Below are 12,830 nucleotides of genomic sequence, written 5' to 3' on the forward strand. Positions count from 1 at the left end.
CCCGAACCTCGTCCTTGCCGCGCATCCTGACCTCGCCCCCCGACAGGGGCGAGCGAATCACGATCCAGCGCCAGTCACGAGAGGGAATTTCAGCAGCCTGCTAGGCGATCGCACCTGACGGAAGAGTCCCGGCAGGTATTCCGTCACCCGGCCCGGCACGAGGGGCCGGGAGACCTGCGCTTCCCCAGCCTTACTCGATCACCCGGTCGGCGCGTCCAAGGACGTCCGGTGGGATCGTCACGCCGATCTTCCGGGCCACCTTGAGATTGACGACCAGACCGTGCCGCGTGACCGCCTCGACCGGTAGGTCTCCCGGTCTGGCCCCTTTCAAAATGTGGTCCACCACTCCCGCCATGCGCCGTGCCGCCTCCAGGATGCTGGTGCCGTAGGCGAGCATCGGCTCGTGGACCGCCCGGTCCACGGCGAACATCGAGGGTAGCCGCATTGCTGTTGCCCGTTCGGCGATCCGCCCGCCATGGGCGTTGGTCACAGGCACCTCCAGCACCAGCAGGGCCTCTGCGCCCGCCTGCCGGATGGCCGCGAAGGCGCCGTCGAGGTCTGGTGCGGGCCCCTGCAGCAGCAGGGCGTGCGGGTTCAGGCCTTCAGCCTTCGCCGCGGCCTCGTTGGCGGCCATCAGCGCCCCCATGATGGCCGCGTCGCCGAGGATCGCCACCCGTTGAAGCCCGGGAATGGCCTCCTTCAGCAGCCGCATCTGGCTGCGGGGCTGCTCCGGGTCGAAGCTGGTCACCCCCGTGACGTTTCCACCAGGCCGCTCCATGGCGGGGACCAGCTCATCCTCGACGGCATCGACTACCACCGTGAAGACGATGGGGATGTCGGCGGTCGCCCGCATCGCCGCCCGGGCCGTCACGGCACCGACGACGGCGATCACGTCCACGCCGAGCCCGACCAGTTCGGCCGCGAGGTCGGGAAGCTGAGCCATCTGGTTCGTGAACCGGGGTTCGAAGGCGATGTCCTGCCCCTCGACGTAGCCGAGCTCGCGCAGGCCTTCACGGAATACGTCTAGGGAGAGGTTGGGACCCGGCGCGGCGGGGAGCATCACCCCGACCCGCTTCACCCGGGTGGCTTGGCGTTCGGACGGGACCATGGCGAGCCTCCTCAGGTCGGTAGCCAGACTACCACCTGTGCCGGCTTCCGCCCGCGGGGCGTTTCACGCGGTTACTGAAGGGCACCTACTGGCTGACGCGCCCGACTGGAGGATGAACCATAAGGGGAAAATCCGGCGGGGATTCCCCGGGCGCGGTGCGATGTGCGAATCCTGGGCATGCGCAGCGGGATCAGTCTGCATGTTTCTGCCAGCGACCGCGAACGGTTGCTCGGCATCATCGGTGACCGGAACAGCCCGCAGCAGCACGTCTGGCGTGCCCGGATCGTGCTGCTGACCGCGGACGGCCATGGCACGACGGAGATCATGCGCCAAGCGGGCGTATCCAAGACCGCCGTCTGGCGCTGGCAGGAGCGGTTCATGCAGGCCGGCGTGAACGGGCTCCTGGACGACAAGACCCGCCCGCCGCGCATCCCGCCGCTCGGTGCGGAGATCATCGAGCGTGTGGTGCGGTTGACACTCTCGGACCCGCCCGGCGAGACCACGCACTGGACGGCGCTGGCGATGGCGAAGGCCAGTGGCGTCAGCGTCAGCTTGGTGCATCGCATCTGGCGCAGCCACGGCCTGCAGCCGCACCGGATGCGACGGTTCAAGCTCTCGAACGACCCGCGTTTTGCCGAGAGGGTCCGCGGCGTCTTCGGCCTCTGCGTCGATCCGCCGGCCCATGCCGTGGTCCTGTCGATCGACAAGAAGAGCCAGATCCAGGCGCTCGACCGCACCCAGCCCGGCCGCTGCGGCGCCATGACCCATGACTACATCCGCAACGGCACTACCACGCTCTTCGCCGCGCTGGACGTGGCCGCGGGCAAGGTCATCGGCCGCTGCATGCAGCGCCATCGACATCAGGAGGTCATACGCTTCCTCAACGCCGTCGAGGCGGACGTGCCCGCCGGCAAGCTGGTGCATGCCATCGTCGACAACTACGCCGTCCACAAGCGCCCCAAGGTTGTCCAGTGGCTTGCCCGGTATCCGCGCTGGACCTTCCACTTCACACCGACCAGCGCGTCTTGGCTCAACGCCGTAGAGGGGTTCTTCGCCAAGCTGACCAAACGGCGCCTAAAGCGCGGCGTCTTCCACTCGCTTTTCTCGCTCCAGGCAGCCATCAACCGCTTCGTCGCTGAGGCCAACGCCAGGCCAAGGCCCTTCCGATGGACCAGGGACCCGGACGCCATCATCGCCGCCGTCAGGCGAGGGCACCAAGCGTTGGATTCCATCCACGAGGACGTAGAACAGGGACAATGTCAGCAGCACGCCCATGCTGGCCGTCCCTGGATGCGAGGACAGGGCCAGCGTGCCGAAGGCGCCGAAGGTGGTCAGGGTGCTGAACAGCATGCCGCGCGTCATCGCGGTCGAGAGCAGGTCGCGCTCGCCCGCCTTCCAGGCCATGACGTAGTAGACGTCGAAGGCGACGCCGATGCCGAACAGCAGCGGCAGGGCGATGATGTTGGCGAGGTTGAGTGTCGGCCCCAGCAGGGCCGAGGCCGCCAGGGTTTGCAGCATGGCCAGGAGCAGCGATGCCAGCCCCAGAGCCACCGGCCGCGCATCCCGCAGCGCTGCCGCCAGGAGCCCAACTACCAGCACCAGGGCAATGCCCCCGGCTTTCAGGAAAGCCCCCAGAATGGTGCGCGTGGAGGCAAGGATGGAAACCGGCGAGCCGCTCGCTCCCGCTGCCTCCGCCTGTACCGCGGCCGCGAACCGCCGCGGTGCCGCGTTTCCGCCGGTTGTGCCGCGGGGTACCACCTCGGCGCGGGCCTCTCCGTCCGGCGCAATCCAGTCGCGCCTGACCTCGTCGGGCAGGCTGGCCAGCGTGACCGGCCCGGCCTGCAGCGCCTCCGAGAGTTGCCTCAGCGTTGTTCGAAGGCCACTCTCGTTTCCAGCAATGTTATAGAGCCGGCTTGGGTGCACTTGGATGAGTTTGCCGGTTTTACAGGTATTATCCCCGTGCGACCCGGCGCCGGCCTCAAGATGGCCCAAGCCGGCTCTATAACTAAGAGTTTTTCGAGCCCCGATGAATGCGCATTACAGCACGAGTGCGGCTTTGAGGCGCGAGGCAGGGTGTGTCCTGGCGGGGTGAGAGGCGCAACCACCTGCCCGCAAACCCGGGAAACGGTGGCGGCGCTGTTTCCGGCTACAACCGGTCCTGTTTGATCACGCGCAAGGCGCTCGACCGACCTATGGTCACAGCAGACTGGGCCCAATGCGGTGCGGTGGTCAGCCAATGCGGCAGGTCCATCCCGCCGTGTGCAAGGAAGATGCCGTAGTCAAAACACGTCGGAATTAGTTTGGCATCGTATGGCAGCGCGCGGTGCTCTGCCAAGGTCGCATAGAGCCGCAGGAGGTCCTTGGCAGTGATAGCCATGCTGGCAAGGTCGCATGTCGCTGCTGCCGGTTTGTAAACCCACGCCGAACGAGAGCTCCCCTGAGATGCGGTAAACCGCAGCGAGGCGGCCCACTGCACGGGCGCAGCGCGGCGAGAACCGATCACCACGGGCGGCCCCTGACACGCGTTCCGAGCGCAGCCGTTAGCAGGGGAGGGGCCTCGAGCTTAGCCTACGCCTTTATCCGCTCGCCACGGCTCACGATGTTATGGAAAGAGTAGCATCAGGGGAATGTCTCAAATACAATTTAGTTTCCGAGTGCCAGCACGCGAATAGCTACAAATATTGTGGGGGAATGCCGTCGAAGAGCGCGGTGGCACGTTCAGTCGCCTCACCAAGCCATTTTGGTGGAAAATTGGAGATTAACATGAGCAAGCTCGACAACACTTGGTACGTGGTGGCGGATGGCGGCAAAGCTCGCATCCTGGTCCATACTGATGATGGGCTTCGCACGCAGCACAGCTTCGATGCTTCCGGCAAGTCGAATGCAGTGGAGAATGCGGACTCCGGCGTGAGCCAACTGAAGGCGCCGAAATCCGACCCGAAGGACCAGTCGGAAGCGCATTTTGCAAAGGCCGTGGCAGACTACCTGAACGAGGCGGTGCGTCGTAACCAGACGGATTCCCTTATCATTGCCGCCTCAGCCCAAGTGCTGCACGGCATCCGCGAGGGCCTCAGCAAGGAAGCCGGCAGCTTGGTCAACAAGACCATGAGCAAGGACTACGTAAACCTGCCCGATAAGGAATTGACCTCGCACTTCAGCTGACCCGGCCGTCTGCTGGCGAGGTGTTCCGCTGTTGAATTCCGCAATCGAGCTGGATTACGTGCGGGAAATGACCTGCGAGCTGGCGATGACCGCGGCTGAAGGTGCTGTGGGCGCGCGGTGATGAAGGCGCCATGTACGGGCTTCCTGCTGGGCTTCTGCGGCATCACCGTACCTCCGGCGCCTCTGACTGCCAGGCGGACTTCCTGGCGCGGCCTGCTGGGCAGGGTGGGGAGGCCAGGCAGCCTGCGGTTTGGCGGGCGGCGGTAGCTTCTGTTCAAAATAGAACCGTCGCAGTTCGACTGGCGTTCGCTCGTCGATCGGAGGGGCGCTGCTTCTTGGGTCGCATTGTCGCGTTGACGGAAAGCCTGGCGTTGGGCCGTCCCGGTGTTGGGAAGCACGGGACGGCCTTTCTTTTTCGCATCGAATGGGATGCTGCCTACCATGCGTTCTCTGCCTTTCCCGCGTGTTAGGTGAGGGCTGCCACAATCGCAGTCGGCCGCGGGCTTTCAGTGCACCAGCACGGCTCCACACGCCGCGCTTTCAGTCCCCCGGAGTGCTCATCCCTCCGCGGGTCAGCGCCGTGATGCCTCGCTGTAGGGCGGCCGCCATCAATAAGGGTGACACCCTCCTAACGCCCATCTACTTAGACGCTATGCCAGCCCACCACAGCCTCCATGTCGCCTTGACGGCGGAGCTTCGCCGCCTCGTCGAGCGTCTCGTCGTCTCCGGCCGGTACCAGAGCTCCAGCGAGGTCGTCCGCGCCGGTCTGCGTCTGCTCGATCGTGCCGAGGCGCTGCCGCTCGAGCCTCCCGCCCGTCTTTGCCACCCCGACGCCGAGCAACGCCGATGAACAGCCGCAAGGTTGACCTCGCCCGCCACCGGCTGCCGAGCCCGGGCCGCCTTGCCGAACTCGTCCTGGAGAGCTCGGCCGACTTCGCAGTCCTCACGATCTGTCTCGACGGCACCATCACGAGCTGGAACAGCGCCGCCGAGCGGGTGATGGGCTGGTCGGAAGACGAGGCAGTCGGCCGGGAAGCTCGCATGATTTTCACGCCTGAGGACCAGGCGGCAAACACCTGCGGGCAGGAAATGGCCAGGGCCCGGAGTAGCGGCCGGGCGGCGGACGAGCGCTGGCACATTCGCAAGGACGGTACTCGCTTCTGGGGTTCGGGTTCGATGACGCGGCTCGAGGATGACGAGACGGGCGAGCACATCGGCTACGTCAAAATCGTCCGCGACCGCACCGCGCAACACCTTGCCGGGGAGCGGCTCCGGGCAAGCGAGGCGGTGCTGCGTAGCGTTTTTGAGAACAGCGCCGATTGCCTCAAGCTCCTGACCCCTGACGGGCATCTTGTCCTCATGAACGGGCCTGGCCTGGCCATGCTCGGCTTCAGCGGTTTGGAGGAGGTGCGCGGCCGGGACTACGCTGCCCTCTGGCCGGAGGAGGAGCGGGACAAGGTCAGGGTGGCCCTGGCCGAGGCCGCTGCAGGCCGGGTCGGCCGCTTCCATGGCCATGGCCCCGCCAACACGCCGCGCTGGTGGGACGTCCAGGTCACACCGGTACCGGGCGGGCACGGCGGGCCGGAGCTCCTGGTTGCTTCGTCGCGCGACGTTACCGAGCGCGAGCGCTCCCGCGAGGCGCTGCGGGTAAGCGAGGCGCGGCTCCGGGCCGCGCTCGGCATCAGCACGGTCGGCGTGATGTTTTGGGGACCGCGCTCTGCCCTGACGGAGGTGAACGACGCCTTCCTCCACATGACCGGCTTCAGCCATGACGAGGTGATCGGCAAGACTTGGCAGGAACTGACCCCGCCCGAGTTCCATGCGCCCTCTCTCAGAGCGGAGGAGGAGCTCTCTACGGTCGGCGAGACCACCCCGTACGAGAAGCAGTTCTACCGCCAGGACGGCTCGCGGTGGTGGGGCCTGTTCGCGGCGCGGCAGATCGGCGACGAGGTAGTCGAGTTCGTCCTCGACGTCACCGACCGGAGAGAGGCCGAGGCGGCACTGCGGGCCAGCGAGGAGCGCTACCACGTGGCAGTGCGGGCGACCAACGACGCGGTTTGGGACTGGGACCTGCAGCGCGATCGCATCGAGTGGAACGAGGCACTGCGCGATGCCTACGGTCACCGGGTGGATGGTTTGATCTCTTCAGGCGGCTGGTGGTTTGAGCATATCCACCCCGAGGACCGAGAACGGGTTTCCCGGTCCATTCATGCGGTGATCAAGGGCGGTGGTGATCGCTGGGCCGACGAGTATCGTTTCCGGCGGGCCGACGATGGTTACGCTGACGTGCTCGACCGCGGCTACATGGTGCGCGGCCCGAATGGCGAGCCACTGCGGATGATTGGCGCCATGCTCGACGTCACTGAGCGCCGGCAGTCGGAGCGGGAACTGCGGCGGTTGAATGAACATCTCGAGGTCGAGGTGGCGCACCGCGCGACCGAGTTCCGGCGCCAAGAGGAGGCGCTGCGGCAAAGCCAGAAGCTAGAGGCCGTGGGGCAGCTTACCGGCGGAGTAGCGCATGACTTCAACAACCTGCTGACCATCATTCGCTCGTCTGCGGGGCTGCTCCGGCGGTCGAACCTGCCCGAAGAGCGGCGGCGGCGGTATGTGGAAGCCATCGTGGAAACAGCGGACCGGGCGGCCAAGCTCACGGGGCAACTGCTGGCCTTTGCGCGACGTCAGCCGCTCAAGCCCGAGGTCTTCGTCGTCGGTGAGCGGGTTCGGTCGGTCGTCGAACTCGTCCGCCCGCTGGTGGGGGTGCGCGTGGCGATCGAGACTTCGATTGAATGCCAAGGTTGCACGGTGGAGGCAGACCCGAGCCAGTTCGAGACGGCACTGGTCAACCTTGCGGTAAACGCGCGCGACGCGATGGAAGGCGAGGGCCGCTTGACGCTGCGAACCTGGCTGGCATCCAAGGTGCCACCGACCCGGGGGCACGCGGGCACACCCGGCGCCTTCGTTGCGGTGTCGTTATCCGACATGGGGATAGGGATCGCGTCGGAAATGTTGGGACGGATCTTCGAGCCGTTCTTCACGACCAAGGAGCCGGGCAAGGGGACCGGCCTCGGCCTGAGTCAGGTCTATGGCTTTGCCAAGCAATCCGGTGGCGAGCTCCAGGTCGAGAGCGAGGTCGGCCGAGGCTCAACCTTCACCCTCTATCTCCCTCAGACGGAAGCGAAGCTGGTGGTGCAGCCGACGTTGTCAGGGGGGGAGGCTGATACGCCTGTGGATGGACGCCGGAACGTGCTTCTGGTTGAGGACAACACCCAGGTTGGTGAGTTCGCTCGGCAGATGCTGGAGGACCTCGGCTACGTCGCCACCTGGGCATCGAACGCCAAAGCGGCGCTCGAGCTGCTGACGGACGATGCGAGCCGGTTTGACGTGGTGTTCTCCGACGTGGTCATGCCGGGGATGAACGGTGTGGAACTCGGGAAGGCGATCCGGTGCCGGTGGCCGGACCTGCCGGTCGTCCTCACCAGCGGCTACAGCCACGTGCTGGCGCACGGCGGCACCCAAGGGTTCGAGCTGCTGAACAAGCCCTACTCGGTCGAGGGTCTGTCGCGGGTGCTGCGATCGAGCCGATGAGGTTCGAGATAGACCGAACGCGGCATCGCCCTGCTGCTTGCCACGCCAGCCGCCCTGCTGGTGGAGGCAGAGGGGTTATGCCGTGCCACTCGACCTGTCGCTGCTGACGGGGGCGGCAGGTGTGGTGTTGCTGGTGTCCGGTCGTGGCGCACTCGAGCAGAGCATCACCACCACCCTGGGCTGGGACCGGCATCTGGCGGCCGCCAAGGCGTGGGCACACAGGCCCGGCGGCTGAAATCTCGGCATGTCCGACCTGCCCGCGCGCGCCGCATCGGCCACTGTCCCCGCCACAGCAGCGGCCGCCTACCTCACCGAAAGCCTGCTGGCCGCGACCCGCCGGGCCTACCGCGCCGACTGGGCCGCGTGGTGCGGCCGGCACGGCCACCAGTCTCTCCCCGTGGCACCGCAGGCGATCGCCGCCTATTTCGCCTCCATGGCCTCCACCCACGGCCGCAGCGCCCTGCGCCGGCGGCTCTCGGCGATCGGCCAGGCGCACGCGCTCGCCGGGCATCCCTGGAACCCCGGCGACCCAGCGATCCGCCACACCCTGCGCGGCATCCTCCGCCGGCACGGCGCCCCGGCGCGGCAGGCCGCGGCGCTGACCACCGCCGAGGTCCGCCGCCTTGTCGCCGGCTGCGGCCCCGGCCTCGCCGGCACCCGCGACCGCGCCCTGCTGCTGCTCGATGCGCTTGCCAAGCTCTGCCTGCGTGCCCCGCCTGGAGTGGCGATGGTACGACGAGCGCGGCGCCCCTCAGCACCGCGCAGCCCCGTCGCGCGCTCACCCGCAAGGCACCTCGGAGAAGGTCCACAATCCCCCCGGCAGCGCTCAGGCTTCATGGCTTTCGGCGGACGACGTCCTGCGGCACTTCCTTGTCGAGGGACAGGTGCACCACCGGCCGCGGCAGCCGCCGGCTTCCCTTTTCGAGCTGCTTCAGCCGCCGCATCTCGGACGGCATCAGGCCACCATACTTCTTGCGTCAGCGGTCGTCGGTCCGGATGGAAATGCCCGCCTTCCGGCAGACCTCCTCCACCGCTGTCCCTTCCTCGACCTGACGCAGGATGAAAGTGATCTGCTGGTCGGTGAACGGGGACCGCCTCATGGCCCGTCTCCTCAGTCAGCACGGCAGAGCCTGACCGAGAATTTTCCCGCTTGTCACCAGTTTGAAGTTCGGGGGCAGGTCAATTCCGATCGATGCACACGCCTCATGCGCGCGGTTCCGGGCGTTTAACAATCGACGGCGGGCGAACGCGAGCCGGGGCGCCAAGATGTCGCTGCGCGCCTTTCTCGAGCATTGGATACAGTCGATGGCAACCTAGTGACGCCAACAGGACAGGCTTATCAACCGGCGGCCATACCAGCTACCGCGATCGAAATGCTTCGGCGAGAAGCCAAGTCCCTTCGACCACTGCGAGCAGATTGGGGCGCTCAGACCTTGCATGCGCCACCGTCTTGCTGCCCACTATCTGCAACGCGTGCTGCTTAAAGGGGAGACGTGCCATGTCCGCCACCACGCAATCCCGATCCGTCGTTGAGTCTGTTGCAGAAGCGAGCCGTGTCGTGCAGGGGAGGCCGCCCTTTGACGCAAGTCGCCTCGACTCACTGCTCGGCGCGGCAGATGTTGACGCCGTGGTCACGACCTCGCGCCAAGCGGCTCAGTACATGCTCGGCGGCTACAGCTTTCCTTTCTTTGATCACCGTGATGCCATCGGCTTGAGCCGCTACCTGCCGGTCATGGTGTACGTCCGCGAGCGGCCGGAGCTGACGGCTTACATCGCGCATCGCCTGGAGAAACACGAGCACCAGCTCGGGCGGTTCTGGACGCCGGTCGTGAAGACGGTGTCCGGCACTACCACGGATGCCATCGAGCATGCGGTCGCTTATCTGCGCGGCCTCGATGTGCCGCTGCGCCGGGTCGGTATCGAGCCAGCATATCTGCCTTCCGACTCCGCTGCCGTACTGCGCGACGGGTTGGCAAACTGCGCGCTTCTCGATGCCAGCCAGGCGCTCGAGCGCTTGCGTGCCCGCAAGAGCCCGGCCGAGCTCGTGTTGCTGCGCGAAGCCTCCGAGCGGGTGGTCGAGTCCATGCTCGCCACCTTTGCCGCCTGCGCGCCGGGCCAGACGAAGTCTGAACTTGTGGCACGACTGCGGCGGGAGGAGGAGCACCGCGGCCTGACCTTCGAATATTGTCTCATTACTGCCGGTGCCGGCCTTAATCGAGCTGCTTCAGCACAACCGATCCAGGAAGGCGACATTCTCTCGCTCGATTCCGGCGGGCGGTACCAGGGCTATATCGGCGACCTCTGCCGCATGGGCATCGTCGGCGAGCCGGATAGCGAGTTGGAGGATCTGCTCGCTGAAGTGGATTCGATTCAGCAAATGGCCCGCAGTAGAATCCGTGCTGGTGTGTTGGGCGGTGAAGTGCAATCCGCCGGCGAGGAAGCTGCGGCCGCGTCGCCTTTGTCCACGCACCTGGAATTCCTGGCGCACGGCATGGGCTTGGTACAGCACGAGGCACCCTGGCTGACAGCCACTGGCCCGATCCCGTACGCGGCGCATGATGCCGGGCGTGCGCTCGAAGCGGGGATGGTCCTTTCGGTCGAAACGACACTGCTCCATCCGGCCCGTGGCTTCATCAAGCTCGAGGACACCATCGTGGTGACCGAGACGGGCCACGAGCCACTCGGTGATGCTGGGCGGGGTTGGAATCGCGCGGGGCGTCAGGCCTGAGCCAGATTGCCTGTGTTTCGTGATCGGGGGATATGGATGCGCTGACTCCGGCGCTGATCGTAAGCAGGCTGGGCTCTGGTCCGGCTGCTGCCCTCGTCGCTCAGGCTGCCGCGAGACGGAGCGAGCCCGGCACCACGATCGCGCCGTCCAAGGCCGGCTGCCGGCCGGCCAGGACGACGATGCTCTCCGCCGTGCCGACCGCGCCGCGCGGGGTATTGGGCGCGAGGTGCGGCGTCGGCAGCACGCGCGGATGGCCGCGGAGCGGGCTGGCCAGGTCCAGCGGCTCCTTCTCGAAAACATCGACGCCGGCCCAGGCCAAGTGCCCGGCATCGAGCGCGTCCAGCAGAGCCGTCTCGTCGACGATGCCGCGGTCTCGCTGGAGGCGCATGGCCACCCGGCACGAACCGAGGACGGCGGATACCGGCTGGACGCGGAGGTGCTGCGGCTCGGCACGATCTACACCCAGTCCTTCCGCATGCGGGCGCATGTGATGCCGGTGCCGGAGGCACTCGTGGCCCGCACCGCCGAGACGGCGGCCTTCCATGTCCGCCGTGGCGAACAGCGCCTGTGCCTGTTCCGCGCCGACAGCCCGCACCTGCTGCGGATGCACGTCCGGGTCGGCGATGCGCTGCCGCTCGAGCTGCCGATCGTCACCCTGGGGGCGACCGACCCGCATCCGGGGCAATCGCCGTGCCGGTCTTCGGGCCCGGCGATGTCCCGGCCGGCGCGCTCGCCCTCTCGGCGCCCGTCAGCCGGTGGACGCCGGAGGTGGTCGTTGCCGTGCGGCCGATCCCGGCGGAGGCCGCGACGACCCTGACCCGGCGACTCGGCGGGGACATGCCGCGCGGCAGCGGCGTAGGGCCGCTTTCCGCATGGTCCGCCACCCGGGTGCAGGTCGTGCCCAGCGCTGTGAGCGGGCGCTTCGCAGGCCCTCCCCCGCTTACGGGCAGTGTGCCGGGACTACCCTGTGTCCCATACTTGCCTGGAGCTGAGCGATGGCTTGGGCCCGATGAGGCGTCCCTTGCTTCGTGGCACCAAGCGCCACCGATGCGGAAGCGTGGCAGCTGATGTCTTGCGTTGCACGGCACATCTCCTGAGCCGCCCGAGTGCGGCCGCGGGAGAGACGCGCCAGAATTACTGAAGGAAGGCCGGAAGCGGGCAGGACGGCGACTTCCACTTCAACGGAGGGAGCAACCGGTGGCCGATGAGATGGTCGAGTTCAGCGCGACGCAGCGGGACGCCGACGACGGCGCGCCCGGGGCGACGGCTGCCTTCCCGTATGACCGCATGACCGTGGAGCGCTTTCGCGAGGCATTCCCGCGGGCGCGGTGGCGCGACGACCTGAGTGCCTGGTTCGTGCCGGGCAAGCGGGCGGAACGACGCCTGACGGCATGGATGAGCCGGGCTTGGACGGGCGTGTTGGCCCATGCCGACCAGCGCGGCCGCGACGCCTTCGCCTTCGAGCCGATCACGAGCCGCTACCTGGAGGTCGCCGACGACCTCGCGGTGCGGACGCCCTATTCCCGCGCCGTCATCGCCGAGCTTCGGGCGGTTCCCTGGGCACGGTGGGATGCGGCATCTAAGGTGTGGCGCATACCGTTCCGGTCATTGGAGGACCTGCGCAGGCGCTGGCCCGCCATCGAGGATGCCGCCCGCCAGGCCGAGCCCGGGGAGCGCCGGAAGCGCGCGGAAAGCCGCCGGTCTTCGCCCGAGCACGAGGCCCGGCGTGCCGAGGCGGCCGAACGCCGCCGGCATCGCTATCCCGTGCCGGAAGATACGCTGCCGCCACTCGGCCGCGTGCTGATGACCCATGCGGGCCCTGCGGTGTTCGAGGCGGTCACCGGCGAGCTTGTCGAGCCCGGGATCGCCGATCGCGCCTATCCCGGCGTCACCGCCGGCCCCGCCGCGCTGATCTGGGCGACCTGGAGGAGACCAACCCATGCCGAGCTGGTCCGGGCCTGGCCCGCACGGACAGCCCCCGGCCCGGCCGACCTGTCGCGTGGCTGGTGGCAGCCGACGATCGACATTCTCCGGGAGGAACGCCGGAAGGCGGCGTCCCTGGAGCGGGCGCGGGCGACGCGTCGGGCCAAAGCGCCGTGAGTGACGGCGATCCGGGCAGCAGCCGCCCTGCTACGGCGGCGGCTGCGTTCGGTGGCCGAGCCCTGACGGGCGGCTCTGGACGACGGCTTGGGCGCAAGCAGGCCTTGATTGCTCGTGGGCGGAGCAGCAGCGGGCACGCCTGTGCGG

General features: G+C 67.5%; 11 protein-coding genes and 1 pseudogene. 7 read left to right on the forward strand and 5 right to left on the reverse strand.

Going from position 1 to position 12,830, the window contains the following annotated elements; all coding sequences use genetic code 11:
• Positions 1-190 precede the first annotated feature (190 nt).
• Positions 191-1,060, reverse strand: a complete 870-nt coding sequence (locus tag E2C06_RS25680; protein ID WP_165982661.1) for an ABC transporter substrate-binding protein — start codon at positions 1,058-1,060, stop codon at positions 191-193.
• A 225-nt stretch (positions 1,061-1,285) separates the two neighbouring features.
• Between E2C06_RS25680 and E2C06_RS25685 the strand changes: the two are divergent.
• Positions 1,286-2,341 (forward strand): annotated as a pseudogene (locus E2C06_RS25685) (IS630 family transposase); the annotation flags it as partial.
• Positions 2,342-3,254: 913 nt separating this feature from the next.
• Here the strand turns inward: E2C06_RS25685 and E2C06_RS25690 are convergent.
• The gene (locus tag E2C06_RS25690; protein WP_133291442.1) at positions 3,255-3,485 is read right to left on the reverse strand and encodes a hypothetical protein; all 231 of its coding nucleotides are present in this window, start codon (positions 3,483-3,485) and stop codon (positions 3,255-3,257) included.
• A 386-nt stretch (positions 3,486-3,871) separates the two neighbouring features.
• On the opposite strand from E2C06_RS25690, the gene E2C06_RS25695 reads away from it, so the two are divergent.
• The 4 genes from E2C06_RS25695 to E2C06_RS37915 all read left to right on the forward strand — a co-directional run bounded on the left by E2C06_RS25695 (position 3,872) and on the right by E2C06_RS37915 (position 8,090).
• Positions 3,872-4,270 carry a host attachment protein gene (locus E2C06_RS25695; protein ID WP_165982662.1) on the forward strand — a complete coding sequence of 133 codons (399 nt, stop codon included), beginning with the start codon at positions 3,872-3,874 and terminating at the stop codon, positions 4,268-4,270.
• Between the two features lie 652 nt (positions 4,271-4,922).
• Positions 4,923-5,120, forward strand: a complete 198-nt coding sequence (locus E2C06_RS25700) for a type II toxin-antitoxin system ParD family antitoxin (protein WP_133291444.1) — start codon at positions 4,923-4,925, stop codon at positions 5,118-5,120.
• Positions 5,117-7,855, forward strand: coding sequence for a hybrid sensor histidine kinase/response regulator (locus E2C06_RS25705; RefSeq protein WP_133291445.1), 2,739 nt, complete (start codon positions 5,117-5,119; stop codon positions 7,853-7,855). The genes E2C06_RS25700 and E2C06_RS25705 overlap by 4 nt, the downstream gene beginning before the upstream one ends.
• A gap of 82 nt (positions 7,856-7,937) precedes the next feature.
• A complete protein-coding gene (locus E2C06_RS37915) occupies positions 7,938-8,090 on the forward strand; it encodes a hypothetical protein (protein ID WP_165982663.1) in 153 nt (50 codons plus the stop codon).
• A 598-nt stretch (positions 8,091-8,688) separates the two neighbouring features.
• On the opposite strand, the gene E2C06_RS40425 is transcribed toward E2C06_RS37915, so the two are convergent.
• Together E2C06_RS40425 and E2C06_RS25710 are read right to left on the reverse strand one after the other, a co-directional pair.
• On the reverse strand, positions 8,689-8,811 hold the full coding sequence (locus tag E2C06_RS40425) for a hypothetical protein (protein WP_277751872.1): 123 nt from the start codon (positions 8,809-8,811) through the stop codon (positions 8,689-8,691).
• A gap of 21 nt (positions 8,812-8,832) precedes the next feature.
• Positions 8,833-8,955 (reverse strand): transposase, encoded by a 123-nt coding sequence (locus E2C06_RS25710; RefSeq protein ID WP_133291446.1) that lies wholly within the window; start codon positions 8,953-8,955, stop codon positions 8,833-8,835.
• A 398-nt stretch (positions 8,956-9,353) separates the two neighbouring features.
• On the opposite strand from E2C06_RS25710, the gene E2C06_RS25715 reads away from it, so the two are divergent.
• The gene (locus E2C06_RS25715) at positions 9,354-10,583 is read left to right on the forward strand and encodes a M24 family metallopeptidase (RefSeq protein ID WP_133291447.1); all 1,230 of its coding nucleotides are present in this window, start codon (positions 9,354-9,356) and stop codon (positions 10,581-10,583) included.
• 100 nt (positions 10,584-10,683) lie between these two features.
• Here E2C06_RS25715 and E2C06_RS25720 read toward each other — a convergent pair whose 3' ends face one another.
• Positions 10,684-11,259: an NAD(P)-dependent oxidoreductase gene (locus E2C06_RS25720; RefSeq protein ID WP_133291448.1), complete on the reverse strand. Its 576-nt coding sequence runs from the start codon at positions 11,257-11,259 to the stop codon at positions 10,684-10,686.
• Positions 11,260-11,780: 521 nt separating this feature from the next.
• On the opposite strand from E2C06_RS25720, the gene E2C06_RS25725 reads away from it, so the two are divergent.
• The gene (locus E2C06_RS25725) at positions 11,781-12,683 is read left to right on the forward strand and encodes a hypothetical protein (protein WP_206664693.1); all 903 of its coding nucleotides are present in this window, start codon (positions 11,781-11,783) and stop codon (positions 12,681-12,683) included.
• Positions 12,684-12,830 lie beyond the last annotated feature (147 nt).

Source organism: Dankookia rubra (assembly GCF_004355005.1).
Lineage (GTDB): Bacteria > Pseudomonadota > Alphaproteobacteria > Acetobacterales > Acetobacteraceae > Paracraurococcus > Paracraurococcus ruber_A.

Excerpts from the sequence above, each read along its gene's own strand:
- E2C06_RS25700 (WP_133291444.1), top strand. The coding sequence starts at position 4,923 with ATGCCAGCCCACCACAGCCTCCATGTCGCCTTGACGGCGGAGCTTCGC.
- E2C06_RS25690 (WP_133291442.1), bottom strand. The coding sequence starts at position 3,485 with ATGGCTATCACTGCCAAGGACCTCCTGCGGCTCTATGCGACCTTGGCA.
- E2C06_RS25705 (WP_133291445.1), top strand. The coding sequence starts at position 5,117 with ATGAACAGCCGCAAGGTTGACCTCGCCCGCCACCGGCTGCCGAGCCCG.
- E2C06_RS25720 (WP_133291448.1), bottom strand. The coding sequence starts at position 11,259 with ATGCGGGTCGGTCGCCCCCAGGGTGACGATCGGCAGCTCGAGCGGCAG.
- E2C06_RS40425 (WP_277751872.1), bottom strand. The coding sequence starts at position 8,811 with ATGCCGTCCGAGATGCGGCGGCTGAAGCAGCTCGAAAAGGGAAGCCGG.
- E2C06_RS25695 (WP_165982662.1), top strand. The coding sequence starts at position 3,872 with ATGAGCAAGCTCGACAACACTTGGTACGTGGTGGCGGATGGCGGCAAA.
- E2C06_RS25715 (WP_133291447.1), top strand. The coding sequence starts at position 9,354 with ATGTCCGCCACCACGCAATCCCGATCCGTCGTTGAGTCTGTTGCAGAA.
- E2C06_RS25710 (WP_133291446.1), bottom strand. The coding sequence starts at position 8,955 with ATGAGGCGGTCCCCGTTCACCGACCAGCAGATCACTTTCATCCTGCGT.
- E2C06_RS25680 (WP_165982661.1), bottom strand. The coding sequence starts at position 1,060 with ATGCTCCCCGCCGCGCCGGGTCCCAACCTCTCCCTAGACGTATTCCGT.